Here is a 13,117-nt window from a genome sequence, read left to right on the forward strand (position 1 = left end):
GATGTTTGGTTGTAAGTAGTCGCTTCTTTTTAAAAAACGCCCCACACTACGGGGGGAAATCTTTTCGACAATTCCTCTTTTTATGGCTTCATCCGCCAACTCTGAAGGTGTCCAATGGCTCACTGGTCTGTCTGATTTTTCACATTCTTCACAAGCGATCTCTACAATCTGGACTATTTGTTCGACCGTAAAGGATTTTGTTGTTCCAGGTCTTGGGCGATCGCTTAAAATTCCTTTGATCAAGACCATTAATGCTTTCTCCGTTACCTGTTGTTCTTCGGCGGCACTCAGTTTTTCTCTCTCCTCAAACCATCGCGATCGCCACTGACGCACCTGTACTCGGTCTAATTCTAATCTTCGACTAATCGAACTATTGCTCTCTCCTGATGCTGCGGCTAAGATTAGCTTGGCTCGTCTAACAAGGCGATAGGGGTTTGTTGTCCCTCTCACTATTTGTTGGAGTACTGTTTTCTGTAGGTTGGAGAGGTTAATTGGCAATGCTTTTATCATGGACATCAACTTCGAGATTCTTCCGTTAGTTTCATTGAAACACATTGTCGTGGCTAGTCACGAAAGTTTCTGTAAAAATCTGGTGGATTACTTTCGCCAAGCTGCACTAGGTCATTAATCACTTTTTATGTACTATCTAATGCGTCTGCCTATCTCCAAACCGAAAAAGAAGATAAAAATCATCCCAAACCCCCAAACTAAACCATAAAAAAATTGAGTAGAAAAGAAAGCAATTAGGAAGGTAGGGGCGATCAGAACACTACCCCCCAAAAAGATCATAAATAATAACAAGGGTGGTACTTTGATAGGAGTTACAATTGATAGATAGATATGATTAACAAAATCTGTAATGTTATGGTTGATTGTTATGATATACCTAAGCAGTTTATTTAAGAAAGTTGGGGGGTCTTTTGGTGGATTGAGTGGGGAAGACTGACTTAAGTGGAGAACTTGGAAAGTGCGACTTTTGAAAATATTTTCAACGTTAAAACCCCAAGCTATTAGTTGTTTTTTCTTTTTGATTCTTTCTGCTAGTTGATTAAGAATTACGGGGGTACATTTAATATAAGAAGGAACGACTAATCTTTGATGACGAGTGGTAGTTAATAGATTTTGAAATTCTAGCTTGCTTAAAGCATCGTGTTTAAGAGTTTTATCATCATCATAATCATGATGTTGTCCAACTTTTTTTCTATCAAAAGGATAAAAACTAGGTCTATGATTACGATTATACCAACTTAAGAGGTCAGTAATTTTCCCTAAACCCTCTGTGACAAAGTAGCGATATAAACAGACTTTGTTTCCGGGTTCATCTTCCCCCAAGGTTACAACGGCAAGAACAGACCATGCTTCTCTTCTATACCTAACTTCTCGACCAATAATAACAGGTGATTTAGTGTTTTCTGGAAAGTCATAAATGGTTAACAATTCTTGGGAAATGGCTCGTTCAACAGGATAGGGAATCTTATCTAAGGTTGAATTCATGAAATCTCTTTCTTTCATAAATTCTGCTATCCACCACTGACTGGGTGTCCCTTGGATGATAACACCTGTGCTAAATTCGTGAATTTTAATCAAGGTCATTTGTTAAATATATAGCAAGAGGTAGGGGGCAGTTGGAGAGAGGCAGGAGGTGATTTTGCGGGAGGTTATTGTTGTATCGTAACCCAGAGGATATGTTATGCAGGATTATGTGAAAAAAATTTTCTGTTGGCCTATGATCTAACCATGACCCTTCACCGACTAGAATAGGCAGGATTGACCTTAATTACTTCTATATACGATTGGTTAAAAACAATTCGTGAGCTTTTCATCCATCCCTTGAAAGACAATGGATGAAAGCCTCTCATGTTATTTTAGGTAAGCAAAATTAGTCTGATGAAGAAGCCATTTTAAATACCCTCTTTCGCTTTTTGCGCCATTAATTCCGCAACTTGGATAAGTCTTCTTGAGCTTTTTGGTCAGGGTATAAATCTTTTTTTCTAAACCTTTAATTCTTGATTTTATTTCTTTAATTTGCCCTTTTATAGTGCGAGGCTATGGGGGCGATTAGCTAAATGACGGTTCTTCAGTACATACTATGTTTAGAATCCTGGGTTAAAATCACAGGCATTCTAGAGGTACTCAAAAAGCGGAATCAATCGACGCTTTTTGAGGGAGCATATCATTTTTGTAATTAGACAGTTTAACGAGAATATCTTTTCCGTTGTCTTTGTTTAGCTAGAGCTTTACGCTTACGCTTTTCTATTGGAGTTTCAAAATGCCGATTTTTCTTCATGTCATAAAAAATTCCGGCTTTGCTTACTTGTCGTTTAAAGCGACGCAAGGCAGATTCGATGCCCTCGTTTTCTCCACGAATAATTTGAGTCATATTTAAGTTTATCTCCTTCATTAAGGTTTATCGACGGATGGTTCAAAGATTCCACAAGAATAGCGATCGCTATTCAAGCAAGTGACGAAGTCTAATAACGATGAGTGGAACCTCGGCCTTGGGATCTGCGATCTTCTCTGGGTCTTGCTTTATTCACTCTAAGAGCACGGCCCATCCATTCAGCCCCGTCCAATGCTTCAATGGCAGACTCTTCCTCGGTTTCTGTGTCCATTTCCACAAAACCGAAACCTCTAGGTCTTCCCGTCTCTCGATCAGTGAGCAATTGTACCCTTTTCACTGTGCCGTATTCTGCAAACACTTGTTCAAGGTCTGCGTCTGTGACATCATAAGATAAGTTACCAACGTAAATCGACATAAAAAATGCTCTAAAGTGAGTGGTGTAGAGAGTTAGATTCACTTAGATGCTTGTAATTAGAAATTGACACAACAACTTAGGAAAATAATTCTGATATTCCCATACTACCATAATTGTTGATTTTTTTGATGACTTTATCTATTTACTTAGTTAATAGATCAAAATTATTCCCGAAAATTCTTGGCATTCATCTGCTGATGCTAATCTGACAATATTCTTGATATTTTACAGTTTCTCTAACAGTTAACTATTTGAAAACCTCCTCTATTTCTTAGTGAGGAGGCTAAATCATTTCCCGTAAAAGCTAATAACTATTTTTTATCGGCAACAGGTGCTAATTTGACATTTTTAGCGAGTCCTAAAAATTGTAAGACTTGAATGGTCATCCAAGTAATATCAATTTCCCACCAAGCTAAACCATGACGGGCAGAATATTGATACGCATGGTGATTATTGTGCCATCCTTCGCCAAAGGTTAATAAAGCAACCCACCAACAGTTACGAGAATTATCGTTAGATTCGTGACTTTGATAACCGAATTTATGGGTAGCACTATTAACAAACCAAGTGAAGTGAAATACCATAACTAAACGGACAAAAATTCCCCAAATTACAAAAGACCATCCCCCTAAGAAATAAAGAGCCAAACCTAAGACAATTTGAATGGGAATCATGAAGCTTTGACAGAAGTTATAAAAAGGATCTTCATTAATATCTTTTGTGTAACGAGGCACATCGTTATCCGCAGGAATCTGGTGTAACATCCATGCCATGTGACTCCACCAAAATCCTTTGTTAGAATCATGGGGATCGGGTTCGGTATCAGAATATTTATGATGAATGCGGTGTAACCCCACCCATTGAATCGGTCCGCCTTGACAAGCTAATGTACCGAAGAAAACTAACAAATATTCTAGCCATTTTGGTGACTTAAAACTACGGTGAGATACTAATCGATGAAATCCCAATGTAATTCCTAATGCCCCTGTAACCCAATATAAAAGCAAGGTAACACCTACGGCTTGCCAACTAAAATTACCAGGCAAAAATGCTAGTAAGGCTACGAGATGTATCGAAGCCATGTAAATAATAATTGTCCAGTCATAGGATAGTTTTTTAGATGCAGCAACAGTCATGTAATAACCTGAATTTAAAAGTAATCAAATCTTTATTGTACTTGACGATAGTATCAACTACTTTTCAGTGGCAAAGATTTTAAAATTTTAAGACTCACCCCTAACCCCTCCCAGGAGAGGAACTTAATATTTAATTCTGAATTAAATTTCCAATTAAATGACTTATATAAGTCTTTGTTTGGTATAAATAAATGGGATGAAAATAACTTTGTCATTGGTTTGGATTAATCCCTATCGACAAGATTAAAGTTTGGGGTTGACAATTGGACAGTTTAATGCTCATAAAAGAGGCAGAAAATGCCCTGATTCCGATTTTTTCGGAAATTGACGATAAAGTCAAGCAAAACCTGAAGAAAACCTTAGTAGCTTTCCGTAATCATCGTTTAGGAGTCCATCATTTCGCCAGTGTAACTGGTTATGGACATGACGATCTTGGGCGAGAAACCCTGGATCAGATTTTTGCTGAGATTATGCAAGCAGAAGCGGCCATAGTTCGCGTACAATTTGTATCGGGAACTCATGCGATCGCCTGTGCTTTGTTTGGGGTACTTCGTCCAGGTGACGAAATGTTAGCCGTGGCCGGTGCGCCCTACGATACCTTGGAGGAGGTGATCGGTTTACGGGGCAGTGGCCAAGGTTCCTTAACAGATTTTAACATTAATTATCGGCAATTAGACTTAACTGATCAGGGAATCATTGATTGGGAAGGGTTAAAAACTGCTATTAAACCAGAAACAAGATTAGTGTTAATTCAGCGTTCTTGCGGTTATTCTTGGCGATCGAGTTTATCTATTTCAGAAATTAAAGATATTATTAAAATTGTCAAGGAGCAAAATTCTAATACAGTTTGTTTTGTGGATAATTGTTATGGTGAATTGGTAGAAAACATAGAACCAACCGCAGTGGGTGCCGATTTAATGGCAGGTTCCTTGATTAAAAATTTAGGAGGAACAATTGTTACCACGGGAGGCTATATTGCAGGGAAGAAACCATTAGTAGAAGCTGCGGCCTGTCGATTAACTTCTCCTGGTATTGGCACAGAAGGAGGGGCAACTTTGAATCAAAGTCGGTTGTTATTTCAAGGGTTGTTTTTAGCCCCCCAAATGGTGGGAGAAGCAATCAAGGGAAGTCATTTAATTGCCTATATTTTTGATAAATTAGGTTATGAGGTTAATCCTTTGCCTTTCGTTCCCCGTCGGGATATTATCCAAGGTATTAAATTAGGTTCGCCTGATAAATTAAAAGCTTTTTGTCGTGCTATTCAAGCCTATTCTCCCGTTGGTTCTTATCTCGATCCCGTACCAGCAGAAATGCCAGGTTATGAGAGTAAATTAGTGATGGCTGGTGGTACATTTATTGATGGCAGTACCTCGGAATTTTCTGCCGATGGACCATTAAGAGAACCTTACATAGTTTTTTGTCAAGGAGGAACCCATTGGACTCATATTTCTTTAGCTTTAGAAACAGCTATTGAAGCTATTTCGGATTCGGTAGGGGCTTAATAATATTAAGCCCATAATGTTGATAACGTTTAACTTAAAGAGGAATAATCATGGATAGTTTAAAACAATATGCACCAGCGACACAAAGAAATAGAGAACCTATTTTAGAAGTATTATTAAGGGCACTTCCAAAATCAGGAAATATTCTAGAAATTGCTAGTGGAACAGGGGAACATTCTCTATTTTTTGCCCCTGCATTTGGTCCTCGTCAGTGGATACCCTCTGATCCGAATCCTATGGCAAGAGATAGCATTGAAGCATGGAGAAAAGATAGTTTCGTTGATAATATTCAGCCGAAATTAAATATTAATGCAGCAAGTTTAAGTTGGGGAATAGAAGAACAGGAACTGAATATTACTACTATTGTTAATATTAACATGATTCATATTTCCCCTTGGGCAGCTTGTTTAGGGTTAATGGAAGGGGCAAAAAGAATATTACCATCGGGAGGTATTTTATATTTATATGGACCCTATAAACAAGGAGGAAAACATACCGCAGTTAGTAATGAATCTTTTGATCAATCTTTACGCAGTCAAAACCCAGAATGGGGAGTGAGAAATTTAGAGGATGTTATCAAAGTTGCAGAGGAAAAGGGATTAATTTTTCAAGAAAAGGTCGAAATGCCAGCTAATAATTTATCCGTTATTTTTCAAAAGCAATAACTTAAAATTGTGATCAGACTGTTGGGTTGAGGAACGAAACCCAACCTACTGCTCAGTTATAATTAATAAGAACTAATAGTTACTGTATCACTTTTAACGGAAAAACTAAAAAATTTTTGATTGAATAAAAATTGGTTATTACCCTAAAAATCTTATGACTAATTCTCTGTATATTAGTACAATAGAGCCCAAAAATGGTAAATCTTTAATTGCGCTAGGAATTTTGGAACTAATACTTAGAAAAACCACAAGAGTTGGATTTTTTAGACCCATTATTCAAGATCCTGTTGATAATAAGTCGGATAAGCATATTGAGGTTATTTTGTCTTCTTTTAACCTACAGCAAAATTATCATGATTCCTTTGGTTTATATTATTCTGAAGTTAATCATCTTATGCAACAAGAAAAACTCGACATAATTTTAGATAAAATTATTACTAAATATAAAGAATTAGAGAAAAAATGCGACTTTATTCTCTGTGAAAATTCGGACTATATGGGAGAGAATTCCGCTTTTGCTTTTGATATTAATGTAGCTATTACTAAAACCTTAGGTTCTTCTCTTTTGATTGTCGGTAATGGTCATCAAAAATCAGTAGAAGAAATTAGTATCTCTCTCAAAATAATTGCTGACTCTTACCGAGAAAAACATTGTAAAATATTAGGCATAATTATAAACAAATTAGCTCAAAAAGATATCCAAAAACTAACGGAACATTTACGAAATACATATAAAAAAATAACTATTTATTCTCTGTAATACCCTCTAATAAAAGGTTAGATAGTCCCAGAATGAGAGAGGTTGCAGAACAGTTACAAGCAAAGGTTCTTTACGGTGAAAAAAGGCTCAATAATTTGGTTTTTAATTATCTGATTGCTGCTATGCAAATGCAACACGCAATCACTCAATTGAATGATAATGATTTAGTGGTAACACCATCGGATAGAGGAGATGTTATCATGGGCGCATTACAGGCACATCACTCGACTAATTATCCTAACTTAGCTGGTATCCTGTTAACAACAGAATGTCACTTAGAAAATTCTATTGCTCAATTAATTGCGGGTTTGAGTCATCCCTTACCTATACTTTGGGTTGATACTTATACTTATCCTACTGCTTCTCGTTTACAAACTATTTATAGTTCTTTAGAAGCAGGAGATATGGAAAAAATAAACTGGAGTATTGAACTTTTTGATAAGTACGTTAATCTTTCTATTTTAGAACATTTAATTGATGAAATAGAAATTGATGGCATAACTCCTAAAATGTTTACTTATAATTTAATTCAAACAGCAAAAGCAAATAAACGTCATATTGTCTTACCAGAAGGCAAAGATAATCGTATTCTTAAGGCAGTAGCTACCCTAACTTCTCAAGACATTGTTGATATTACTTTATTAGGAGAAAGAAATCGTATTGAACGGACAATACAAAGTTATGGTATTCAATTAGATATTGATAAACTTAATATTATTGACCCTATCAAAAGTCCTAAATTAGAACAGTACACTCAAACCCTCTATAAAGCTAGAAAAAATAAAGGAGTTACCTTAGAAAATGCCAAAGATATGTTGATGGATGTATCTTATTTTGGGACAATGATGGTATATGCAGGAGATGCAGATGGGATGGTTTCAGGGGCGATTAATACCACAGGAAATACTATTAGACCTGCTTTACAAATCATTAAGACTAAGCCAGAATATAAGCAGGTGTCTTCTGTATTTTTTATGTGTTTAGAAGACAGGGTTTTGGTGTATGGAGATTGTGCAATAAATGCTAATCCTACGGCAGAACAATTGGCAGAAATAGCGATTATTTCCGCAGAAACCTCCCAAACTTTTGGGGTTTTTCCCAGAGTTGCTTTACTTTCTTATTCATCAGGAAACTCAGGAATAGGGGAAGATGTAGAAAGAGTTAAACAAGCTACTATTGTGGCGAAAAAACGCCATCCAGACTTATTATTTGAAGGTCCAATACAATACGATGCTGCGGTTGATCGGACTGTTGCAGCGCAAAAAATGCCAGATTCAAAGGTCGCAGGAGAAGCAACAGTTTTTGTCTTTCCTGACTTAAAATACAGGCAATAATACTTATAAAGCGGTACAAAGAGAAACTGGTGCGATCGCTATTGGTCCGATTTTACAAGGGTTGAAAAAACCGGTCAATGATTTAAGTCGGGGTTGTACTGTGGAAGATATTATTAATACTGTGGTGATTACAGCGATTCAAGCAAGTTATAATTAGTTGGGTAATGGAGCAGAATTTAATAAACAGCGATCGCCATTTTTAGCATAGGTTACAAAAACAGCGATCGCCGACTAAACTTAAAACTAGCTTTATTCTTCGTCGTCTTCCTCTTCATCTTGAGGATAAACAAAACTCTTAGAACTACCTGATAGAACAGATTTACCTAAAGAGAGGGCTTTTTCCGCTTCTTTAGCTGCAACACGCTTCCAATGAGCTTTACGTTGATCTCGTTTGGCATTCGATGTTTTCTTCTTAGGGACTGCCATAGGACTTAAACATAAATAATTACACAACCTTTCCATTATAGGCTACTTTTTGATCTGATTGCCACTCGTTGCATTCTATTTGGCTAAAGAAGCTAATTCATCAAAGGTAATAAAACCATCACCATTAGTATCACATTTTTTAAAGATTGATGTAACCGCTTTGTTTATATCAAAGTCTGTGTTTTTACCCCAAATTTTTTCTAATAACTGTTTTAATTCTTCTTTATCTATTCTACCATTATGATCTTGATCAATTTCATCGAAAAACTTTTGTAGTTCTTCGGTTTGATGTTTGTTTAAGGAAATTGTCATTTTTAGTTACTCCTGGGTTACTTCTTTTGTCCAAGGTTCGCCCTGTCGAGGAATACCAAACCCTGGTAAATTTAATAATACTCCAATTTGTTGAATATGATAACTAACCATTCCTATCTTACCAATTTCCAGGGTTAATTTACTAAAAAGTTCATCCTCCCATGCTTGTTTTTCTCCTTCTATGATTTCCCATTGTCTTTCTTGGCTAAACCCTGATTGTAAAAGACGGATGATATTTTCTCCTTGAAAATAACAAAAACTCACGGAGTCAGATACGGTATAAGCTGCTAATCCTAATGTTTGTTTATTAGGGAAAATTCTAGCAACTTGTTTAGCATAAGAAATAACGTTTTCTGGTTCATCAATATAGAGTTGTATCCAGGGACTGTCTTGATGATATCTAACTGTAAACAAATAACCTTGTTTTACTAAAATCGCAGCAACATTTTCGACTTCTTCTATTGAATTTTTTGTGACATCTATAGATAAGTAAATCGCCCCAAATTTAGCCATAATTCTATTTTTGCCTCCTGATAATTGCTATAGCACTTCTCATACTCGTGAGGTACATATTTTTTTGTAGATACGTTGCATGCAACGTATCTACAGGAGGGCAGGGTTTACCTCATGAGTCCAAGAAACGCTATATATTATTAATTTATCTAACAGAATTTTCTGTTGATACATAAGGTTTTAAAAGGTTCTTAGCTTCATAGAAATAAAAGACATTAACAACCACGCCCCCTCGCTCAATTTCTACTTTACCTATTTCTCGGATATCTGTAAAAAAAGCTCGAAACTCATTGGTTAATTCTGGCATTTCATGAAACCTTTTTAACGTGATATAAAGGGCATTTTTTCCTATCCATTGGTCTGTATCTGGCCAAAAGTCGAACCCTCGTCTATCATAACTAAAACAAGTAACAGGAATATCATTTAAGGGTTCTAAGGCTAAATCAATTAACCCTGCTAAATAATAGGCATTGGTGAACAAAAAGTTTGCTTGTTTTAGATGGTTTGATAATAGGGGTGATTGCTTTACTTTTTTTCTTAATTGTTCCACATCAATTAATTCTGTTGTCGGATCTGTTTCGGGGGTAAGAAAACCTTTTAAAAAGTCATATTCATGGGATTGAAAGAAGACTCCTGTATTCAAATGTAGTAATAATAATAACAAGACAGTATTAATAGCGATCGCACTACCAAACAACCATCTCTTTACCCATATTTTTGAATAGTTTAGCCACCGTTTACCATAAAATCCTAATAATAAAATCATCCCCCAATAACCCGGCATTGGCCAAGTGACTAATATTTGTTGTTTTCCTCCTAAAATAATTAATCCCAAGGTTAAAGGTAAAGATATCCAATAAATAAATAATTTTTTATTAGGTAATAACTGATCACTATCTAAGACCAAACTTTTAGGTGTTACCCACCACAAAGGAAAACCAATAGTAGGAAATAATAAACCAATATTAACCAGTAAAACTATCAAAGCATTGAAAATATTGTAGGAAGTTTTTGGAGCATTAGGAACTGGGGAAAAGCGGTCAAAAAGTTGAAATCTTAGAGATATCCAATCGTGTTGATAATTCCAGAACAAAAAAGGAAATAAAGTTATAATAAATAAGAAAAATCCTAAAAATGTCCAAGGAGAAAGTAAAGCAGAGCGATGATTTTTACTACTCAAACAAAATCCAACTAAACAAAATCCTAAAAGAAAACCATGATATTTACTTAAACAAGCTAAACCGATTAAAATACCCAAAATACTGAGACGATAACTAGGTATATAATGTTTAGTTCGTTTCGAGAAAAATTCATCAGCAGCACAATATAAAGCAGCCGACCAAAAAAATATCAAAGGACTATCAGGAAGGGTTATAATACCAAAAGCTAACTGAAAAATAGGAATAACTGAAGCCAAAATTAAAGTTATTTTGGCTGATGTTTCGCTAAACAATTTAGTGCTGGTGAGATATAATAAATATAGGCTCGCTGTGTATAAAATTAAAGTCCCAATACGGAGAGTAAAAGGAGACGTAATTCCAGTTAACCAAACACCAAAACCAGTGGTTAAAGCCACAAAAATAGGATGATCGAAAAAACTCCAATCTAAATGTTTAGTATAGAGATAATAATAACCTTCATCGTAACCAGGTAACAGCCAAAAAGCGAGCAGAGAACGGAATAATAAACCGATTAGTAATATTAAAAATACGGACGGATAACGATTGAAAAAAGTGATTTTTTTTATATTTATCATTACCGTTGAGATACTCTTCTAGCTTGGTCGATTTAAGCATAACACTAATTTGTTTCTATGGAAGAAAAAAGTTATACCCTGATTATTAGGTGATTTCTGATCAAGAAGATCCCTGATGATCCCCCCTAACCCCCCTTAACAAGGGGGGGATAACTGGAAAAGCAGGTATATTTTATCCTGGAAATCACCTTAAAAAAAATTGCAACGTCTCACTTCTGACCCCCATAATTCAAATATCCCTCGACTAAAATATCTTGATCAACCTGACGAAGAATAACACTTTCTAATAATAAAGCATCGGACATTTTTTCTAAGCCTAAATCACCCACAGGAGAAGCAGCAGAAACCCCACCGATAATTTTCGGGGCCATAAAAGCCATAACTTTTTGAATCACCCCTTCCCTAATAGCTTGCGCACCTAAAACGCCGCCACATTCCCATAAAATACTAGATAATTGCCGTTCATAAAGAACTTCCATCACCTGAGCAGGGCTTAAGGGTGATAACTCTAGCACTTCGACCCCTTTACTACGTAATTCTGCTTGTAGAGAAGGATTTTTCCCCCATTCCGTAAACACAAGGGTAGGTGCAACCTGAACATCCCAGAGATTAGCTTCTTGGGGTAGGTGTAAATTACGACTCATCACCACTCGCAAAGGGTTGCGTCCTGTGGCTTGATGAATGGTCAAATGGGGATTATCCCGTCGGACAGTATTGCCCCCAACTATCACCGCATCACAACCAGCCCTAGTTTGATGAACCAATTGCCGAGAGGTTGTTCCCGTCACCCAAGCACTGTGGCCCGTACTGGTAGCAATTTTGCCATCAAGGGTCATGGCATATTTTAAGATACCAAAGCATTGATGATGAAGAATGCGGTGACAAAAAGCTTCATTGAGACGACGACAAGCAGTTTCTTCTACCCCAACTATTACCTCGATCCCAGCATCTTCTAACTTAGCAAGACCTTTCCCTGAGACTAGGGGGTTTGGGTCAACCATACCCACCACAACTTTAGCCACTCTAGCAGCGATTAAAGCCTCTGTACAGGGCGGTGTACGGCCATAATGGTTACAGGGTTCTAAATTGACATAAACAGTGCCTCCTGCGGCATTTTCCCCCGCATCTCGTAAGGCAAAAACCTCTGCATGGGGGTCGCCGGGTTTAGGGTGAAAGCCTTCCCCAATAATTTGCCCATTTTTCACCACAACCGCCCCCACCATCGGGTTAGGATTAGGGGTCGAAAAGGAAGTCACCTTCCTCTCCTCCCATTCCGAACCGTGCGTGAGACTTTCACCTCACACGGCTCTCGGCAATTAGTCCCTTGTCTAGGGTACTGTTAATACATCGTCTTTCCATTCATAGCCATTATAAGTGCCAATCATAGAGGTAGTCATTTTTGCTTTTGGCATCGTGACAGTGACGATGTAGAGCTTGTAGGTTGTTGTAAGTATCCTTTCCACCTTTCGATTTCGGGATGATGTGGTCAACTTCTATCAAGTCTTCAGGTGTGAAGTGTTGCTTGCATTGAGGGCATATACCTTTCTGTTTCTTTAAGAGTTTCGCAACCCTGGCTGGTGTCCCAGTATATGTACCTCTTCTTTTGCTCCAGTAAGTCCAGTTCCCGTCGTAGGGTGATGATTCAGGCTTAACCAGTGTATGTCTCTTAATTTCCGTTTCGGTGTGGTGATAGAGGACATATTCCCTTGTTTGGAATGTCCATTTCCCTTGTTTTCCGTATGAGAAATATTTTTTGAGGGCATCATACAGTGGTGTCTCTTTCTTTTTCCTGTTTACTGTCCAGGCTCTAAGTGTATTCCATAATATTGAATCTTCGGATGAGAATGTTTCTCTACTTGTTACAGTTCGGTAATAATTACACCATCCTCGGATTATGGGGTTTAATCTTGCGATTAACACTTCTTGTGGGGCTTTCTTGTTGGCTTTTACAACCTCT

13 protein-coding genes and 1 pseudogene are annotated in these 13,117 nt (G+C 37.0%); 3 read left to right on the top strand and 11 right to left on the bottom strand.

Translation table 11 applies throughout. The annotated features are described in order from the left end of the window. The 5 genes from CWATDRAFT_RS24235 to CWATDRAFT_RS24255 form a co-directional block, all read right to left on the bottom strand. Positions 1 to 555, bottom strand: a 555-nt coding sequence (locus CWATDRAFT_RS24235; protein ID WP_007307495.1) for a helix-turn-helix domain-containing protein, incomplete at its 3' end; no start/stop codon positions are given. Positions 556 to 642: 87 nt separating this feature from the next. Then, positions 643 to 1,593 (bottom strand): hypothetical protein, encoded by a 951-nt coding sequence (locus CWATDRAFT_RS24240; RefSeq protein WP_007307494.1) that lies wholly within the window; start codon positions 1,591 to 1,593, stop codon positions 643 to 645. A 601-nt stretch (positions 1,594 to 2,194) separates the two neighbouring features. Continuing rightward, entirely contained in the window at positions 2,195 to 2,380 is a 186-nt protein-coding gene (gene rpsU, locus CWATDRAFT_RS24245; RefSeq protein ID WP_007307493.1) for a 30S ribosomal protein S21, read from the bottom strand. A 91-nt stretch (positions 2,381 to 2,471) separates the two neighbouring features. Then, a complete protein-coding gene (locus tag CWATDRAFT_RS24250) occupies positions 2,472 to 2,756 on the bottom strand; it encodes an RNA recognition motif domain-containing protein (protein WP_007307492.1) in 285 nt (94 codons plus the stop codon). Between the two features lie 311 nt (positions 2,757 to 3,067). Then, a complete protein-coding gene (locus CWATDRAFT_RS24255) occupies positions 3,068 to 3,892 on the bottom strand; it encodes an acyl-CoA desaturase (protein WP_007307491.1) in 825 nt (274 codons plus the stop codon). A 275-nt stretch (positions 3,893 to 4,167) separates the two neighbouring features. Here CWATDRAFT_RS24255 and CWATDRAFT_RS24260 point away from each other — a divergent pair, with 275 nt between their 5' ends. The 3 genes and pseudogenes from CWATDRAFT_RS24260 to pta all read left to right on the top strand — a co-directional run bounded on the left by CWATDRAFT_RS24260 (position 4,168) and on the right by pta (position 8,310). Further along, on the top strand, positions 4,168 to 5,394 hold the full coding sequence (locus CWATDRAFT_RS24260) for a methionine gamma-lyase family protein (RefSeq protein ID WP_007307480.1): 1,227 nt from the start codon (positions 4,168 to 4,170) through the stop codon (positions 5,392 to 5,394). Positions 5,395 to 5,444: 50 nt separating this feature from the next. Then, entirely contained in the window at positions 5,445 to 6,059 is a 615-nt protein-coding gene (locus CWATDRAFT_RS24265; protein WP_007307481.1) for a DUF938 domain-containing protein, read from the top strand. 154 nt (positions 6,060 to 6,213) lie between these two features. Continuing rightward, positions 6,214 to 8,310, top strand: a pseudogene (pta, locus tag CWATDRAFT_RS41975) (phosphate acetyltransferase). A gap of 92 nt (positions 8,311 to 8,402) precedes the next feature. Here pta and rpmF read toward each other — a convergent pair. From rpmF to CWATDRAFT_RS24300, 6 genes are all read right to left on the bottom strand, one after another. Next, complete coding sequence (rpmF, locus tag CWATDRAFT_RS24275; RefSeq protein WP_007312565.1) at positions 8,403 to 8,579, bottom strand: 50S ribosomal protein L32; 177 nt, start codon at positions 8,577 to 8,579, stop codon at positions 8,403 to 8,405. 75 nt (positions 8,580 to 8,654) lie between these two features. Next, positions 8,655 to 8,891, bottom strand: coding sequence for an EF-hand domain-containing protein (locus CWATDRAFT_RS24280; RefSeq protein ID WP_007307489.1), 237 nt, complete (start codon positions 8,889 to 8,891; stop codon positions 8,655 to 8,657). 6 nt (positions 8,892 to 8,897) lie between these two features. Next, complete coding sequence (locus CWATDRAFT_RS24285; RefSeq protein ID WP_007307488.1) at positions 8,898 to 9,404, bottom strand: hypothetical protein; 507 nt, start codon at positions 9,402 to 9,404, stop codon at positions 8,898 to 8,900. 145 nt (positions 9,405 to 9,549) lie between these two features. Continuing rightward, positions 9,550 to 11,160 (bottom strand): ArnT family glycosyltransferase, encoded by a 1,611-nt coding sequence (locus CWATDRAFT_RS24290; protein ID WP_007307487.1) that lies wholly within the window; start codon positions 11,158 to 11,160, stop codon positions 9,550 to 9,552. A 209-nt stretch (positions 11,161 to 11,369) separates the two neighbouring features. Continuing rightward, positions 11,370 to 12,383: a bifunctional diaminohydroxyphosphoribosylaminopyrimidine deaminase/5-amino-6-(5-phosphoribosylamino)uracil reductase RibD gene (ribD, locus tag CWATDRAFT_RS24295; RefSeq protein ID WP_021830856.1), complete on the bottom strand. Its 1,014-nt coding sequence runs from the start codon at positions 12,381 to 12,383 to the stop codon at positions 11,370 to 11,372. Between the two features lie 145 nt (positions 12,384 to 12,528). Further along, on the bottom strand, positions 12,529 to 13,117 hold a 589-nt coding region (locus CWATDRAFT_RS24300), incomplete at its 5' end, for a group II intron maturase-specific domain-containing protein (protein WP_157134167.1).

It is taken from the genome of Crocosphaera watsonii WH 8501, from assembly GCF_000167195.1.
Taxonomy (GTDB): domain Bacteria; phylum Cyanobacteriota; class Cyanobacteriia; order Cyanobacteriales; family Microcystaceae; genus Crocosphaera; species Crocosphaera watsonii.

Coding starts and splice junctions, on each gene's coding strand:
- CWATDRAFT_RS24265 (WP_007307481.1), top strand. CDS start 5,445: ATGGATAGTTTAAAACAATATGCACCAGCGACACAAAGAAATAGAGAA.
- CWATDRAFT_RS24280 (WP_007307489.1), bottom strand. CDS start 8,891: ATGACAATTTCCTTAAACAAACATCAAACCGAAGAACTACAAAAGTTT.
- CWATDRAFT_RS24250 (WP_007307492.1), bottom strand. CDS start 2,756: ATGTCGATTTACGTTGGTAACTTATCTTATGATGTCACAGACGCAGAC.
- CWATDRAFT_RS24255 (WP_007307491.1), bottom strand. CDS start 3,892: ATGACTGTTGCTGCATCTAAAAAACTATCCTATGACTGGACAATTATT.
- CWATDRAFT_RS24260 (WP_007307480.1), top strand. CDS start 4,168: ATGCTCATAAAAGAGGCAGAAAATGCCCTGATTCCGATTTTTTCGGAA.
- CWATDRAFT_RS24290 (WP_007307487.1), bottom strand. CDS start 11,160: ATGATAAATATAAAAAAAATCACTTTTTTCAATCGTTATCCGTCCGTA.
- CWATDRAFT_RS24240 (WP_007307494.1), bottom strand. CDS start 1,593: ATGACCTTGATTAAAATTCACGAATTTAGCACAGGTGTTATCATCCAA.
- rpmF (WP_007312565.1), bottom strand. CDS start 8,579: ATGGCAGTCCCTAAGAAGAAAACATCGAATGCCAAACGAGATCAACGT.
- ribD (WP_021830856.1), bottom strand. CDS start 12,383: ATGGTGGGGGCGGTTGTGGTGAAAAATGGGCAAATTATTGGGGAAGGC.
- rpsU (WP_007307493.1), bottom strand. CDS start 2,380: ATGACTCAAATTATTCGTGGAGAAAACGAGGGCATCGAATCTGCCTTG.
- CWATDRAFT_RS24285 (WP_007307488.1), bottom strand. CDS start 9,404: ATGGCTAAATTTGGGGCGATTTACTTATCTATAGATGTCACAAAAAAT.